Source organism: Streptomyces sp. NPDC050287 (genome assembly GCF_044459385.1).
Lineage (GTDB): Bacteria > Actinomycetota > Actinomycetes > Streptomycetales > Streptomycetaceae > Streptomyces.
On sequence record NZ_JBITIY010000011.1, the window covers coordinates 104,237 to 119,749 of the forward strand.

The window sequence follows — 15,513 nt, forward strand, 5'->3', positions numbered from 1 at the left end:
GGATGACGGGAGTACACGGTCTGTGATCGTCGACTGCGCCATCTACCGTGACGGCCACCGGACGGAGGGGCCCGAGGATCTCTCCGACGCTCTCGCCGAGGCCCGGGCGGCCCACGGGTTCGTCTGGATCGGGCTGCACGAGCCGTCCCAGGAGGAATTCGACCACGTCACCCGGGAGTTCGCGCTGCATCCCCTGGCGGTCGAGGACGCCCTGAAGGCCCACCAGCGGCCCAAGCTGGAGGTCTACGACGACTCGTTGTTCGTGGTCCTCAAGCCCGTGGCGTACGAGCCGAAGAGCGACGCCGTGTCCACCGGCGAGGTCATGCTGTTCCTCGGCGACTCCTTCGTGGTGACCGTCCGGCACGGTGTGCGCTCCCCGCTGGGCACCGTACGGCAGCGGCTGGAACAGGAGCCCGAGCTGCTCGGCAAGGGCCCCACCGCCGTGCTGTACGCGGTCGCCGACGCCGTCGTCGACCACTATCTGGACGTGGCCACCGAGTTGCAGACCGACCTGGAGGAGCTGGAGACGGAGGTGTTCTCGCCGGACGGTGGAGGCTCACGGCACACTGCGTCCCGCATATACACCTTCAAGCGGCAGATCCTGGAGTTCCGCCGGGCGACCGGGCCGCTGGCGCTGCCGCTGACCCGGCTGGCGGGGGTGGGCACGTTCGGCGGGGCGGTGCCCTTCGTCAACGAGAAGGCGCGGCCCTTCTTCCGTGACGTCAGCGACCACCTCACGCGTGTGAACGAGTCGGTGGAAGGGCTGGACCGGCTGGTCTCGGACATCCTCTCCGCGCATCTCGCGCAGATGAGCGTCCGGCAGAACGACGACATGCGGAAGATCTCCGCGTGGGCGGCCATGGCCGCGATCCCCACGATGATCGCGGGGATCTACGGCATGAACTTCGACCACATGCCCGAGCTGCACTGGATGTGGTCGTATCCGGCGGTGATCGCGCTGATGGCCGCCCTGGAGGTGCTGCTGTACCGGCTGTTCAAGCGCCGGGGGTGGCTGTAGGGCTGCTTGAGGTCAGGCGAACTCGGGCGCCGATGTCGCGGGGCCGCCGAGTGGGTTCCGGTGTTCCGGCATCTTCAGGGACACCATGGTCCTCCAGCCGGCCGACCGCTCGTACGCGTACACCGCGTGGATGCCCGCCGCCAGGAGCGCCGACTTGGCCTTGGGCCAGCCGAGGATGCGGCCCAGGTGGGCCATGACCGCGAGACTGACGCCCCGGTAGACGCGGATCTCGGCGAGCGCGCAGTCGCGCAGCACGCGCTGGATGAACCGTCCGTGCCCGGCGGCCGCGAAGCGCAGCAACTCCTCGTGGGTGTAGGCGAGGTGGTTGTCCTCGTCGTCGGAGATCATCCGGACCGCCTTGCCGACCACGGGGTGGTCCGAGAAGTACTTCCGCAGCATCACCATCTGGTCGGAGGCGCGCTGCTCGGTGACCCGGCTGTGCGCGAGGTACGTGATGAGGTCCTGGACGGTGAGCGGTTCGTCGCCCTTGAGTTTCGCGTGGGCCAGTCCGATGCCGTGTTCCTCCAGGATCCTCGTGTAGTCGGTCTCGGGCGGGACCGGAACGGGATCGAGGCCGCGCTTCTTCAGCAGGGCGTTGAAGATCCGCCCGTGCTTTTCCTCGTCCGCGCCGTGCCGGGCGATCTTGGGGGCGAGGGCACGCTCGCTCGCCGGGACGAGCGCGGCGATGCGGGCGTTCTCCCAGCCGCCCTGGGACTCCCCGCTGGCCGCGATGGAGCAGAACAGGCGGAAGGACTCGTCGTTGCCGAGGATCTCTTCGAACAGTCTCTTGGCCGACACCATCGTGGGCACCTCTCCGCAGGGCTCCGCAGGACTCCGCAGAGAACGAGTCAAACGTGGCGCGACGGGTGCTGCAACAGCTGTCCCGGACAGCTCCGCCGAAAGGAGGACCAGCGGGGCCGCACGCGTGCGTAACCGGGCGGTCGCCGGCGCGTTGTGCCGCGTGACGGCCGTGGCGGGGTGGGCCCCCGAGCCCCCACCACGGCCGCGGAAACCTCCGGTGGTTGGGCCTGTGTGTTACGTGGGCCTGGTTGTCGGCCGGGGCCCGGGGGGACGGTTGGCGGCGGCCCGCTGACCGGTGGTCACGCGGAGCCGGGTGATCGGTTGACGGCCGGCCAGGTGACCGGTTGTCGGGCGGGCCCGGAGTTGGCTGGCAGGGGGCCGGTGGTCGGTGGTCAGGCGGAGCCCGGTGGTCGGTTGACGGTCGGCCCAGTCACCGGTTGTCTGGCAGGCCCGGTGGTCAGGCGGAGCTGGTGATCGGTTGTCAGGCGGAGCCAGTGACCGGTTGACGGCAGGCCCGGTGACCGGTTGTCGGACGGGCCCGGTGGTTGGCCGGCAGGAGGGGGCCCGGGGGTGGCTGTCGGGCGGGGCCCGGGGGCCGTTGACGGCGGCCCCCGGTGACCGTCGTCGGACGGGCCCGGGGGTTGGCCGGCAGGCGGAGCCGGAGGTGGCTGTCGGGCGGAGCTCGGTGTCAGGCGAGGCCTGCGCGGTCGAGGGCCTCCGTGCCGGTGCGGAGCGATGCGAGGCGCTCGTCGAGCGTGAAGCCCGCGGGGGCGAGGGTGAGGGTGGTGACCCCGGCCTCGGCGTAGGCCTTCATCCGGTCCGCGATCCGGTCGACGGAGCCCAGCAGAGTCGTCTTGTCGATCAGGTCGTGCGGGACGGCGGCCGCGGCGCCCCGCTTGTCGCCGGAGAGGTACTTGTCCTGGATCTCGGCGGCTTCCTTCTCGTAGCCCATGCGCTGGGCGAGCTGGTTGTAGAAGTTCTGCTTGCGGCTGCCCATGCCGCCGACGTACAGCGCGGTGTACGGGCGGAACGTGTCCGCGAGGGTGGTGACGTCCTTGTCGTCCCCGACGGCGATGGGCAGGGTCGGGCAGACGTCGAAGCCGTCGAGGGTCTTGCCGGCCTTCTCGCGGCCGGCCCGCAGGTACTTGATCGCGGTGTCCTCGAGGTGGTCGGCGGAGGGGAAGATGAGGAGGGCTCCGTCGGCGATCTCGCCGGTCTGTTCGAGGTTCTTCGGGCCGATGGCGGCGACGTACAGCGGGATGTGCTCGCGCTCCGGGTGCACGGTGAGCTTGATGGGCTTGCCGGGGCCGCCGGGGAGGGGGAGGGTCCAGTGCTCGCCCTCGAAGGAGAGGCGCTCGCGGGTCATCGCCTTGCGGACGATCTCCACGTACTCGCGGGTGCGGGAGAGCGGCTTGTCGAACTTGACGCCGTACCAGCCCTCGGAGACCTGCGGGCCGGAGACGCCGAGACCGAGGCGGAAGCGGCCGCCGGAGAGCGAGTCGAGGGTGGCCGCGGTCATCGCGGTCATCGCCGGCTGGCGGGCCGGGATCTGGAAGATGGCCGAGCCGACGTCGATACGCTCGGTCTGGGCGGCGACCCAGGTGAGCACGGTGGCCGCGTCGGAGCCGTAGGCCTCCGCGGCCCAGCAGACGGCGTAGCCGAGGCGGTCGGCCTCCTTGGCCACGGCCAGATTGTCCGCGTCCATGCCTGCACCCCAGTAGCCGAGGTTGATCCCGAGCTGCATGCCGAATCCCCTTACCGATCAGTAACGTCCCTTGGAGGGAACCTTAGCGGGTACCTGCGGGCGGGGGTCTGCCGCGGGTGGGTGGGGTGGCGCGGCGCGCCGCCTGCGGCGCGTGTGCGGGTCCGGTGGGGTGCGTAGCGCCGACGGGTGTGTTGCCGGTCGGTGCCTGGGCCGTCCTCAGTGCGGTGCCGTTGGCGGGAACTGGTTGTCCACAGGCACCCACGCGGCAGGTTCTGGCCAGTAATCTCGGCGTTCATGGAGCAGAGGCATCTCGGCCGCACAGGCCTGCGTGTGTCCCGGATCGGGCTCGGCACCCTGACCTGGGGCCGGGACACCGATGAGCACGACGCCGCGGACCTCTTGAAGACGTTCTGGGAGGCGGGCGGGAGCCTCGTCGACACCGCGGACGTGTACGGCGACGGAGAGGCCGAGTATCTGCTCGGACGTCTCATCGAAGGGCTCGTGCCGCGTCGGGACCTGGTCATCTCGACGAAGGCCGGCAGCGTGCCCGATCCGGACCGGCGGTTCGACGGCTCGCGCGGACATCTGCTCTCCGCGCTCGACGCCTCGCTGGCCCGGCTCGGCACGGACTACGTCGACGTGTGGCACATCCACGCCTACGACCCTGACACCCCCCTGGAAGAGACCCTCCAGGCGCTGGACCTGGCGGTGAGCAGTGGGCGTGCCCGGTACGCAGGGGTCTCGAACTTCTGCGGCTGGCAGCTCGCCAAGGCGGCGACCTGGCAGGTCGCGGCGCCGGGCACCCGGACCCGGCTGGCGAGTACGCAGCTGGAGTACTCGTTGCTCCAGCGCGGTGTCGAGCGCGAGGTGCTGCCGGCCGCACTGGACCTGGGCATCGGGATGCTGCCCTCGTCACCGCTCGGGCGCGGGGTGCTCACCGGCAAATACCGGAACTCGACGCCCGCCGACTCGCGGGGCGCCTCGGAGCATCTGGCGCCGTTCGTCGCGCCGTATCTCGACGACACGGCGAGCCGGATCGTGGACGCCGTGACGACCGCGGCGGACGGACTCGCCGTGACACCGCTTCAGGTGGCCCTCGCGTGGGTCCGGGACCGGCCGGGGGTGGCCGCGCCGATCGTCGGCGCGCGCAACGCACAGCAGCTCACGGCGGCATTGTCAGTGGAGGCCCTTAGTCTTCCTGACGAGATCTGCCGGGCTCTCGACGACGTGTCGGCGCCCGTGCACCGCTATCCCGATCACGACTGGAGCACGCTGTGAGCACGGAGCCGGGGCTACCCCACGACGCCGAGGACGCCGAGGCCGCCGAGGACACCGAGCCGGGGACGCCGGGCGCCGCGGAGGAGCGCGTCGAGGCGAACGGTGTCGAGGGGGAAGGCGTCGAGGCGGAGGGCGGGGGCTCCGCGGGCGCCGACGGAGGCGCCGGCGCGGATGCGGCGAAGGTGTCCGAGGCCGCGGCCGAGCTCGCCGCCCAGCGACTGGAGCGGGAGCGGATCGAGAAGCGAAAGGCCGAGAAGCAGGCGCCCGTCGCCGCCGGGGCCAAGCTCAGCGGGAAGGCCGCGGATCTGCTCGCGGCCGTACGGGCGGTGGAGAGCGGCGAGCGGCCCGTGGTGGCCGCCTTCGAGGAGCCGGCGCCCGCGCCGCCCCGGTCCGTGCCCGAGTCGAGGCCGCAACCGGTCCCGGCCGAGGCCGCCGCGGCCGTACCGGCGCAGGGTGTGGTCGAGGCCGTGCGGGGCGTGCTGGTCGAAGGGGGTGCGCCGGAGTCACTCGCGGCCCAGGCGGCCGGGGTGCTCGGCGAGGGTGCCGGTGACCGGCTGCGGGCGGATCCCTGGCAGTTGTTGCGGGTCGGCGGTGTGCGCCCCGAGCAGGCCGACGGGTTCGCGCGGGCGCTGCTGGGTGCGGAGTGCGGGCCGGACGACGAGCGGCGGGGCCGCGCGGTCACGGTGTGGCTGCTGGAGCAGGCCGCCCTCGCCGGGCACACCGTCCTGGAGATGCCGGCCCTCGTCGCCGCGCTGTCCCAGCGGGGCGTGCCGGATCCCGACGCGGCCGTCCAGGACACTCTCGCCGAGGGTGAGGCCCTGGTCTTCCAGGACGCCCTCGACCCGGGCGCCCCGGAACCGGAGGAGGACGAGGAGGAACGGCCGGTCCGTGTCCTCGTGGGACTGGAGCGGTACGCCCTCGCCGAGGAGAGCCTCGCCGACGGTCTGGCCCGCCTGATCAACTCCGTGCCGAAGGAGGACGGTTCGGGGGCGGAGTGGGAGCGGGCCGCGCAGGCCGCCGGCGGGTCGGCCGCCGAGCTGATCCGCGCGGTCGCCCGGCACGGTCTCGTGCTGCACACCGGCGGAGCGGCCTCACTGGCCGAGCCCGCGGCCCTGCTGAGCGCGGCCGGGCAGCTGGGGCTGCGAGCCTGGGCCGCCGCCCACGGTCCGATCGGGCGTGATCGCTTCGCGGCGCTGACGGGTGGGGCCGAGGGGCGGGCCGAAGCGTCGAACGACGATCCGGCCGGCGACGCCCGACATGGCGGTTCCTCCAGCGGCTCCCTCGCCGGGGCCGGGGTCGCCACCGTCACCGGGCTGCTGTCCGGCGCCGAGGGGCCGGGGCGGGACGCCGAGGGCACCTTCGACCTCGACCTGCTCGTCGTCCTGGACGCACCCCAACTGGACGTCGAGACGGCGGCGCTGCTGACGGAGTCCCTGCCTGACGGTGCCCGGCTGGTGCTGGCCGGGGATCCCGCGGTGCTGTGGTCCGTCGGTCCCGGGCGGGTCTTCGCGGATCTCCTGGCCGCGCGGGTCTGTCCGCAGATCGCCTCGCGGCGGCCCGATCCCGGGCCGCTCGGCGAGCTGGTGTCCGGTATCGGCGTCGGCGAGCTGAACCAGGTCGAGGCCCCCGGCAAGGAGGTCGTGATCGTGCCGGTGCGGGACGCCGGAGAGGCGGTGCACCGGACGGTGCAGCTCGTCGCGGACTCGGTGCCGCGGGCGATCGGTGTCCCGGCCGAGGACACTCAGGTGATCACGCCGGGCCACGGCGGAGCGGTCGGCACCCGTGCGCTGAACGCGGCTCTCAAGGAACGTCTCAACCCGGGCCCGGGCCGGTTCGGCGGCTTCGACCCCGGTGACCGGATCGCCTACTCCCCCGCGCCGGGCCGTACGCTGCCGGGTCGCGTGGTGGGGGCCGACGCCGAGGGACTGCATCTGTCATGTGCGGGCGAGGCCGTTGTCGTACCGAAGGAGCGGGTCGAGCAGACCGTGCGGCACGGGTGGGCGCTGACCGCGCACCAGGCCGTGGGCGGCCGCTGGCCGGCGGCGGTCGTGGTGCTGCCAGGCGACGCGGCGCAGGCCCTCAGCCGCCCCTGGGTCTACACCGCGTTCGGTCGGGCGGAGCGGCACCTGTCCGTGGTGCACGGCGTGGAGCAAGCCCTGCCCAGGGCTGTGGCCGAGTCCCTGCCGAAGCCCCGGACGACCCGTCTGCCCGTACTGCTGGCCCCGCAGGTACCGCTGAGCGGCTGAACCGGGCCCGCCGGGACGGGGTGAGTGGGACGGGACCGGCGGGGCAGCGCCGGAAGGGTGGAGCGGGACCGACCGGCGCGGTGGAGCCGGTACGGGCCGCCGGGCCCGCCCCGGCCGACGGGTCGGGCCCGCCGGCCGGGGTGCCACAGCACGACGGCGGCGGCCGTCCCGGGGTTGAGCTCCCGGACGGCCGCCGCCGTCTCACGCGTCGTTCCCGCCCGCGCGGGCGGTCAGCGGTCCGCGTCCAGGGGTTCCAGGTCCTCGTCCTCGTCAAGATCCGCGTCGAGTTCGTCCACGCCGTCGTCGATCTCGTCGTCGAAGACCGCGCTGACGTCGAAGCGGCAGACCACCCGCTGGGCGTCGGCCTGCTCGAACGGAGCCTCCAGCCACTCGCCGGGCTCGGGTGCCTCGTCGGCGGCCGTCACCCAGAGCGTGGAGTCGCCCTCCTCCAGGCCGAACTCCTTGTGCCGGGAGGCGATCTCGTCCGGCTCGAACTCGCCGAACAGAAGGCCCAGGGCGCCGTGGACCGTGCCCGATGCCCCCGTACCGCTGCCGATCTCGTCGTCCGCCGCCTCGATCCGCTGGGCCTGCGCCAGCAGCCGCTGCGGCTCCACCACGGCGTAGTCGCGACGGATCAGCACGCTGAGGCCGTTCGGCTCCTCGGGGCCCGTGTAAGGCGGGAGCGACTCTTCCGCTCCGGGGATCTCGAAGGGCGTGACCTCGTCATAGCGGTCGTAGAGCAGTTCGTCATACGTTTCGGCGGCCGCGGCCAGCTCGTTGAACGCTTCGTAGACGGCCGGGTCGTCCTCACCCGACCTGCGTTCGACCGCGGCCAGGTGGCGGTCGAGCGCGGTCTTGACCGCCTCGGCGGCGGCTCGTACCTCGGCAGCGGTGGGCTGCGCAGCATCAGACATAGTGCAGACGCTATCCGTACCGGGCCCCAGCCCGCACAATAGATGCGATGCCGGAATACGAATTTGTCGACGTGTACGTACCGCGCGGGGTTTCCCGCAAGGACGCGACCCGTCTGCTGACGGACCATGCCGAGTACGGTCACTGGGAGTTGGACCGCCTGAGCCTGCTGCGCGACGGCAGCCGCAGGGTGCGGCTGCGACGGCGGATCATCCGCCAGGTCCGCGCCACGTGGTGAGCTGGGGCGACGGACACGGCGCGGGCCCCGCCGAGGCAGGGCCCGCGCCGTCGTGCGCACCGCTGGGGTAGTTCGCGGTACTTTCCGCCGCCGTGTACGGCTTGCACGCGCCTCACGCGGAGGCGCGTGCCTTGCGGTACAGCACCGCGCCCGCCAGCAGCGCCCCCGCACCCACGGGGAGGGCGAGGCCCAGCGGCAGCTCACTGCCGGTGTGCGCGAGCTGCGCGGCGCCCTGCGGCTGGACCACGGTCTGGGCTCCGAGGTGGCTGGTGGGCGCGGAACTGCCGGGCGTGCGGCCGTCCGCGGGGGACGGAGTGTGCGGGACGCCGGGGCGACCGGGCTCCACCGGGTTGCCCGGCCGGCCGGGGTGTTCCGGGGTGCCCGGGTGGCCCGGCTGCTCGGGTGCGGCGGGCGGGGTCGTTCCGTCGCCGCCCGGCGGCGTGGGGTGGTGTCCGCTGCCGGAGCCGGCGCCGTTGGCACAGTCGTCAGCCGTGGCGGCGTTGCCGACGCCGATGACGTCGACGCTGTTGCCGCAGACGTTGACCGGCGCGTCGATCGGCGCCTCGACGTGGTTGCCGGAGACCACGCCCGCGGAGCCGCCGGTGTGACCGTCGGCGTGCGACCCTCCTGAGTCACCGGAGCCGCCGTATCCGGCGGAGTCGTCGGAGTCGCCGTATCCACCGGAGTCGCCGTGTCCGCCATGGGAGCCGCCTCCGGTCCTGACGCCGGTGTTCACGCATTTGTTGCCCATCGCCGGGTTGAGCAGCCCGACGACGTCGACCGTGTTGCCGCAGACGTTCACCGGCGCGTGCACCGGCGCCTGCACCGAGTTGCCCGACAGCACGCCGGGCGAGCCGGCGCTCGATCCGCTCGCGTACGAGCCGGCGTGCGCGGCGCCGCCCGTGGCGGCGATCACGCCGGTCGCTGCGGCCACGGTCATGAGGCCCTTGCGGGTGACCTGTCGCATTACTGAATCCCTGCCTTCGACCTTGTACCGAATACCGACGCCGGAAATCCGAAGCCCGGATCTCGACGTTTCGAAAAAGCAGCTTCGAAAAGAACCGCTTCGAAAAGGCCCGTCGGCCACGGAGCGCATGGCACGCGCTCCGGGACCGACGGGCTCAGCCCCTCATGGGGCGAGGCACAACGTCACTTGTTGATGCAGGTGTTGGCGAAAGCGGGGTTCAGCAGCCCGATCACGGAGACCGTGTTGCCGCAGGCGTTCACCGGGACGTGAACGGGAACCTGGACGACGTTGCCGGACAGGAATCCCGGGGAGTGCACGGCGGCACCCTGGGCACCGGAGTCGGCGACAGCCATGCCCGCACCCGCGAGAACCAGACCACCCGTGGCGGCCGCAGCAGCGACGATCTTCTTGATCATTATTCCTCCTGGTTGACAATGTGATCCCAAGTCGCGGATCACATCATCAGGAACGAGGAGGGAGTAATCGAGCTACGAGCTTATGGTCGCATTCACTCTTCTCAGTCGGTTCCGCACAGGCGCCCGAATTTTGAGGTTTCGTTTCAGCGGGCGCATTCCGGCGCCCGCCGGGTCAGGACGCGTCGATGAAACGGTCCAGCACCCGCACGCCGAACTTGAGGCCGTCGACCGGGACGCGTTCGTCGACGCCGTGGAACATGCCCGCGAAGTCCAGCTCCGGCGGCAGCTTGAGCGGCGCGAAGCCGAAGCCGCGGATGCCCAGGTCGTCGAAGGACTTGGCGTCCGTCCCGCCGGAGAGCATGTAGGGGATGGCCTTCGCGGTGGGGTCCTCGGCCAGCAGCGAGGACTGCATCGCCTCGACCAGAGCTCCGTCGAAGCTGGTCTCCAGGGCCTTGTCGGAGTGCACGTCCGAGCGCCGCACCTTCGGTCCGAGGATGCGGTCGAGGTCGGCGAGGAACTCCTCCTCGTGGCCCGGCAGGAAGCGCCCGTCGACGTGCGCGGTGGCTTCGCCCGGGATGACGTTGACCTTGTAACCGGCGCCGAGCTGGGTGGGGTTGGCCGTGTTGCTGAGGGTCGCGCCGATGAGCTTGGCGATGCCGCCGAGCCTGGCGAGGGTGGCCTGCATGTCCTCCGGGTCCAGCTCGGTGCCGAGGGCGTCGCCGAGCTCGTCGAGGAAGGCGCGGGTGGTCTTGGTGACCCGCACCGGGAACTCGTGCCGGCCCAGCCGGGCCACGGCCTCCGACAGCTCGGTGATCGCGTTGTCCCGGTGGATCATGGAGCCGTGCCCGGCGGTGCCGGCCACGGTCAGCTTCATCCAGTGCATGCCCTTCTCGGCCGTCTGGATCAGATAGAGCCGGCGCTGCTCGCTCACGGTGAACGAGAACCCGCCTACCTCGCTGATCGCCTCGGTGACGCCCTCGAAGAGGTGCGGGTGGTTGTCGACGAGGTGCCGGGCCCCGAAGGTGCCGCCCGCCTCCTCGTCCGCGAGGAACGCGAGCACGATGTCGCGCGGGGGCCTGCGCCCGCTGCGCAGCCGGTCGCGGACGACCGCCAGGGTCATCGCGTCCATGTCCTTCATGTCGACGGCGCCCCGGCCCCACACGCACCCGTCGGTGACCTCGCCGGAGAAGGGGTGGTGGGTCCAGTCGTCGGCGTTGGCCGGTACGACGTCCAGGTGGCCGTGGATGAGCAGCGCGGGCCGGGACGGGTCCTCGCCCTCGATGCGGGCCACGGTGGACGCGCGCCCGGGGTGCGACTCGAAGATCTGCGGTTCGAGGCCCACCTCGGCGAGCTTGGCGGCGACGTACTCGGCCGCCTTGCGCTCACCCGGTCCCGAGTGGTCGCCGTAGTTGCTGGTGTCGATCTGGATCAGCTCGCGGCAGAGGTCCACGACCTCGTCCTCGCCGGTGACGCCCCTGGCCGTGTCCGTCTCGCTCACGCTGCTTCCTCCCGCTGTCGCCGCTGGTGGTCCCCCTCATCCTCCCCCTCCCCCGGCCGCTCCCCAAGGCCGGTCCCGGCCCGTCACACCCCGTTCACGCGCGGACGGGGTGGATCAGGGGCCCGTCGAAAGCCTGGTAATGTTTCCTCCGTCGCCGCAGGGGAAACCCAGCACGACACACACCTTGTCCGGGTGGCGGAATGGCAGACGCGCTAGCTTGAGGTGCTAGTGCCCTTTATCGGGCGTGGGGGTTCAAGTCCCCCCTCGGACACAGAAGATGAGCGAGGGTCGTGACCGTCTGGTCACGACCCTCGCTCGTTGTGTGGGGCATCTCTCCTCGGTTGAAGATCACCAGGTCACGGGCGGTGGCGGCACGACTACAGACCCCCGGAAGGCCGTCCCGAGTGGCCGACGGAAGGGCGCGGGCCTAGCTTCGTACTAAAATTTCCGGCTTGTTACGGAACGGAGCTGGAGTCGGACAACCCCAGGCAGACCTGCGGGCCCGCCAGCGCCCCGGAGGTTCTCCGGGAAAGAGACGCGAGGGCCCGATGGCGGCGATACACGAGAGCAGTGCTCTCGGCCTGCTCGATGACGAGCTCCGAGAACGGTTCGGCGACACGGCACGTTTCTCCGGAGGGCCGGCGGCCTCTCCCCGCACCCTGGTGGACGTCCTCGACGCGTCCGTGCGGTCGTATCCGAACGAGCTCGCCCTGGACGACGGCACGACACCGCTGACCTACCGTGCGCTGGCCGCTGAGGTGGAGCGGCTGCGGCTGCGGCTCGCGGACGCCGGGGTCGGTCTCGGGGACCGCGTGGGCGTCCGAGTGCCGTCCGGGACCAACGATCTGTACGTGGCGATCCTCGCGGTGCTGGCCGCCGGTGCCGCCTATGTGCCCGTGGACGCAGAAGACCCGGAAGAGCGGGCCGAGCTGGTGTTCGGGGAGGCCGGGGTACGGGCCGTCGTCGGCGCCGGGCACGAGCTGACCGTGCACGGCCGCTCCGCGGTCCCCGCCGCCCGCCCCGGCGTCGGGCACGACGCCTGGATCATCTTCACCTCCGGCTCCACCGGGAAGCCCAAGGGTGTCGCCGTCAGTCACCGCAGTGCGACCGCGTTCGTGGACGCGGAGGCGGCTCTGTTCCTCACGGACGATCCGATCGGGCCCGGGGACCGGGTCATGGCGGGACTGTCCGTCGCGTTCGACGCGTCCTGCGAGGAGATGTGGCTGGCGTGGCGGTACGGGGCCTGTCTGGTGCCGGTGCCGCGGTCGCAGGTCCGCAGCGGTGCCGATCTGGGGCCCTGGCTCGTCGAGCAGGAGATCACCGTCGTCTCGACGGTGCCGACGCTGGCCGCGCTGTGGGAGCCCGAGACCCTCAACGACGTACGCCTGTTGATCTTCGGTGGTGAGGCCTGCCCGCCCGAGCTGGTGCAGCGGCTGGTGACCGAGGGGCGGGAGGTCTGGAACACGTACGGGCCCACCGAGGCGACCGTGGTGGCCTGTGCCTCGCTGATGAGCGGCGCGGAGCCGATCCGGATCGGGCTGCCGCTGGACGGCTGGGAACTGGCCGTCGTGGACGAGGCCGGCGAGCCGGTGCCGATGGGCGGCAGCGGGCAGTTGGTGATCGGCGGGGTCGGGCTGGCCCGGTACCTCGACGCCGAGAAGGACGCGGAGAAGTACGCGCCGCTGGAGTCCCTGGGGTGGGACCGGGCCTATCGGAGCGGGGATCTGGTCAGGGCGGAGCCCGAGGGCCTGGTGTTCCTCGGGCGGGCCGACGAGCAGATCAAGCTCGGCGGGCGGCGGATCGAGCTCGGTGAGGTGGATGCCGCGTTGCAGGCCCTGCCGGGTGTGGCGGGCGCCGCGGCCGCCGTACGGACCGCCCGCGGCGGCAACCAGCTCCTCGTCGGATATGTCGTCACCCAGGACGGCTGGGACCAGGCGGTGGCCGTCGAGAAGCTGCGCGCGGAACTGCCCGCCGCGCTCGTTCCGCTGCTCGCGCCGGTCGACGACCTTCCGACGCGGACCAGCGGCAAGGTGGACCGGGGCGCCCTGCCCTGGCCGCTGGAAGGGCTGACGACCGGTGGTCCGGCCGAGCAGCTGTACGGCACCGAGGCGTGGCTCGCCGAGCAGTGGAGCGAGGCGCTCGGCATCCCCGTGTCGAGCGCGCGGGACGACTTCTTCGCGATCGGCGGCGGCAGTCTCGCGGCCGCCCAGCTGACCACGCGGCTGCGCACCCGGTACCCGAGCGCCGCCGTCCTCGACATCTATCAGCATCCCGTGCTGCGGAAGCTGGCGCGGCACCTGGAGAAGTCGGCGCAGGACGACGGCGGCACGCGGGTGATCGCCCCGGTCCCGGTGCGTGCCCAGGCCGCCCAACTCCTCCTCCTTCTCCCCCTGTTCACCGTGCTCGGGCTGCGCTGGACCGTCGTGCTGGCCGCGCTCGGCAATCTGCTGCCCGCCTACTCCTGGCTGCCGACCGCTCCTTGGTGGCTGGTCGTGGCCGGGGCGCTGGTGTTCTTCAGCCCGCCCGGACGGCTCGCGATCGCGGCGGGCGGCGCCCGGCTGCTCCTGAAGGGGGTCGAACCGGGCCGGTACGCGCGCGGTGGCGGTGTCCATCTGCGGCTGTGGACCGCGGAGCGGCTGGCCGAGTTCAGCGGGGCGACCTCGCTGACGGGGTCCTGGCTGGAGCGGTACGCGCGGGCGCTGGGCGCGAAGATCGGCCCGGATGTGGACCTGCACTCGCTGCCGCCGGTCACCGGCATGCTCAAGCTCGGGCGGGGCGCGGCCGTGGAGTCCGAGGTGGACCTGTCCGGCTGGTGGCTGGACGGCGACCGGCTGGAGATCGGGCCGGTCAAGGTGGGCGGGCACGCCGTCGTGGGCACGCGCAGCCTGCTCTTCCCGGGCGCCCGGGTCGGCAAGCGGGCCGAGGTGGCGCCGGGTTCGGCGGTCACCGGCCAGATCCCGACCGGGCAGCGGTGGGCGGGCGCGCCCGCGGTCAAGCTCGGCAAGGCCAAGCGCAACTGGCCCAAGGAGCGGCCGGTGCGGGGCAGGTCCTGGGGTGCGATGTACGGCGTGACGGGCTTCGCGCTCAGTGCGCTGCCGGTGCTGGCGGGCGCGGTCGCGCTGCTGGTGGGCCACTGGTTCGTCACGCCCGAGGTGACCGTGACCGGGGTCGCGCTCGGTCTCGTCCCGGCGACGCTCGCCTTCGGGGTGGCGTACGCGCTGGTGATCCTGGTCGCCGTACGGCTGCTGAGCCTGGGCCTGCGCGAGGGCACCCATCCCACGCACAGCAGGATCGGCTGGCAGGCGTGGACCGTCACGCAGCTGATGGACCGCTCGCGGGAGACGCTGTTCCCGCTGTACGCCGGGCTGGCCACGCCGGTGTGGCTGCGGCTGCTGGGGATGCGGATCGGCAAGGGCGCCGAGGTGTCCACCGTGCTGGCGCTGCCGAGCCTGACGACGGTCGGTGAGGGCGCGTTCCTGGCCGACGACACGCTGACCGCGCCGTACGAGCTCGGCGGGGGCTGGATGCGGATCGGGCGGGCCGAGATCGGGCGGCGGGCGTTCCTCGGGAACTCGGGGATGACCGCGCCGGGCCGTTCCGTGCCGGACGGCGGGCTGGTCGGGGTGCTGTCGGCGACGCCGAAGAAGGCGAAGAAGGGCAGCTCGTACCTGGGTCTGCCGCCGATGAAGCTGCCGCGCGCGGCGGCCGGCGGCGACCAGAGCCGGACGTACGACCCGCCGGCCCGGCTGCTGTGGGCGCGCGCGCTGGTGGAGCTGTGCCGGATCGTCCCGGTGTTCTGCTCGGCGGGGCTGGCCGTGCTGACGGTGGCCGCGCTGTGTGCGCTGGGCGGGTGGGCGCCGCTGCTGTCGGGGCTGGTACTGCTCGGGGCGGGGCTGGTGGCAGGGCTGGTGTCCGTCGCGGCGAAGTGGGCGCTCGTGGGGCGGCACCGCGGCGGGGAGCATCCGCTGTGGAGCTCCTTCGTGTGGCGCAACGAGCTGGCGGACACCTTCGTGGAGGTGCTGGCGGTGCCGTGGCTGGCGGGTTCCGTGCCCGGTACGCCGGTGCTGACGGCGTGGCTGCGCGGGCTCGGGGCACGGATCGGCCGGGGCGTGTGGGTGGAGAGCTACTGGCTGCCCGAGACCGACCTGGTGACCCTGGAGGACGCGGCGACCGTGAACCGTGGCTGCGTGCTGCAGACCCACCTCTTCCACGACCGGATCTTGCGAACGGATACTGTGGTCCTCCGTGAGGGCGCGACGCTGGGTCCTGGCGGAATCGTCCTGCCCGGCAGCACGATCGGCGCCCGTACGACTCTGGGGCCGGCGTCGCTGGTGATGGCGGTGGAGTCCGTTCCCGACGACACCCGCTGGCTGGGCAACCCCATCGAGTCGTGGCGTTCCTGAGCGCGGCTCGGCCGGGTCCCGAGGACGGTGG

The 15,513-nt window shown here is 72.4% G+C and carries 11 protein-coding genes and 1 tRNA gene; 6 read left to right on the forward strand and 6 right to left on the reverse strand.

Annotated features, from left to right (window positions below; all coding sequences use genetic code 11):
* The first annotated feature begins 22 nt into the window (after positions 1-22).
* Positions 23-1,018 carry a magnesium/cobalt transporter CorA gene (corA, locus tag ACIBK3_RS33165; protein WP_399371146.1) on the forward strand — a complete coding sequence of 332 codons (996 nt, stop codon included), beginning with the start codon at positions 23-25 and terminating at the stop codon, positions 1,016-1,018.
* A gap of 12 nt (positions 1,019-1,030) precedes the next feature.
* Here the strand turns inward: corA and ACIBK3_RS33170 are convergent, their stop codons facing one another.
* Together ACIBK3_RS33170 and ACIBK3_RS33175 are read right to left on the reverse strand one after the other, a co-directional pair.
* Positions 1,031-1,819, reverse strand: coding sequence for a ferritin-like domain-containing protein (locus tag ACIBK3_RS33170; RefSeq protein ID WP_399371147.1), 789 nt, complete (start codon positions 1,817-1,819; stop codon positions 1,031-1,033).
* Between the two features lie 688 nt (positions 1,820-2,507).
* On the reverse strand, positions 2,508-3,563 hold the full coding sequence (locus ACIBK3_RS33175) for an LLM class F420-dependent oxidoreductase (RefSeq protein ID WP_399371148.1): 1,056 nt from the start codon (positions 3,561-3,563) through the stop codon (positions 2,508-2,510).
* 255 nt (positions 3,564-3,818) lie between these two features.
* On the opposite strand from ACIBK3_RS33175, the gene ACIBK3_RS33180 reads away from it, so the two are divergent.
* Positions 3,819-4,802: an aldo/keto reductase gene (locus ACIBK3_RS33180; protein WP_399371149.1), complete on the forward strand. Its 984-nt coding sequence runs from the start codon at positions 3,819-3,821 to the stop codon at positions 4,800-4,802.
* The gene (locus tag ACIBK3_RS33185) at positions 4,799-7,048 is read left to right on the forward strand and encodes a helix-hairpin-helix domain-containing protein (protein WP_399371150.1); all 2,250 of its coding nucleotides are present in this window, start codon (positions 4,799-4,801) and stop codon (positions 7,046-7,048) included. The genes ACIBK3_RS33180 and ACIBK3_RS33185 overlap by 4 nt, the downstream gene beginning before the upstream one ends.
* Positions 7,049-7,278: 230 nt before the next feature.
* Here the strand turns inward: ACIBK3_RS33185 and ACIBK3_RS33190 are convergent, their stop codons facing one another.
* Positions 7,279-7,962, reverse strand: a complete 684-nt coding sequence (locus ACIBK3_RS33190; RefSeq protein ID WP_399371151.1) for a hypothetical protein — start codon at positions 7,960-7,962, stop codon at positions 7,279-7,281.
* 47 nt (positions 7,963-8,009) lie between these two features.
* Here ACIBK3_RS33190 and ACIBK3_RS33195 point away from each other — a divergent pair, with 47 nt between their 5' ends.
* Entirely contained in the window at positions 8,010-8,198 is a 189-nt protein-coding gene (locus ACIBK3_RS33195) for a DUF5703 family protein (RefSeq protein ID WP_005485166.1), read from the forward strand.
* Between the two features lie 112 nt (positions 8,199-8,310).
* On the opposite strand, the gene ACIBK3_RS33200 is transcribed toward ACIBK3_RS33195, so the two are convergent.
* The 3 genes from ACIBK3_RS33200 to ACIBK3_RS33210 form a co-directional block, all read right to left on the reverse strand.
* Positions 8,311-9,165: a chaplin family protein gene (locus ACIBK3_RS33200; protein ID WP_399371152.1), complete on the reverse strand. Its 855-nt coding sequence runs from the start codon at positions 9,163-9,165 to the stop codon at positions 8,311-8,313.
* 182 nt (positions 9,166-9,347) lie between these two features.
* Positions 9,348-9,581, reverse strand: a complete 234-nt coding sequence (chpH, locus tag ACIBK3_RS33205; RefSeq protein WP_399371153.1) for a chaplin ChpH — start codon at positions 9,579-9,581, stop codon at positions 9,348-9,350.
* 172 nt (positions 9,582-9,753) lie between these two features.
* On the reverse strand, positions 9,754-11,079 hold the full coding sequence (locus tag ACIBK3_RS33210; RefSeq protein WP_399371154.1) for a M20/M25/M40 family metallo-hydrolase: 1,326 nt from the start codon (positions 11,077-11,079) through the stop codon (positions 9,754-9,756).
* Positions 11,080-11,265: 186 nt separating this feature from the next.
* Between ACIBK3_RS33210 and ACIBK3_RS33215 the strand changes: the two genes are divergently transcribed.
* Both ACIBK3_RS33215 and ACIBK3_RS33220 read left to right on the forward strand, forming a co-directional pair.
* Positions 11,266-11,350, forward strand: a tRNA-Leu gene (locus ACIBK3_RS33215).
* A 277-nt stretch (positions 11,351-11,627) separates the two neighbouring features.
* Positions 11,628-15,482 (forward strand): Pls/PosA family non-ribosomal peptide synthetase, encoded by a 3,855-nt coding sequence (locus ACIBK3_RS33220; RefSeq protein ID WP_399371155.1) that lies wholly within the window; start codon positions 11,628-11,630, stop codon positions 15,480-15,482.
* Positions 15,483-15,513 lie beyond the last annotated feature (31 nt).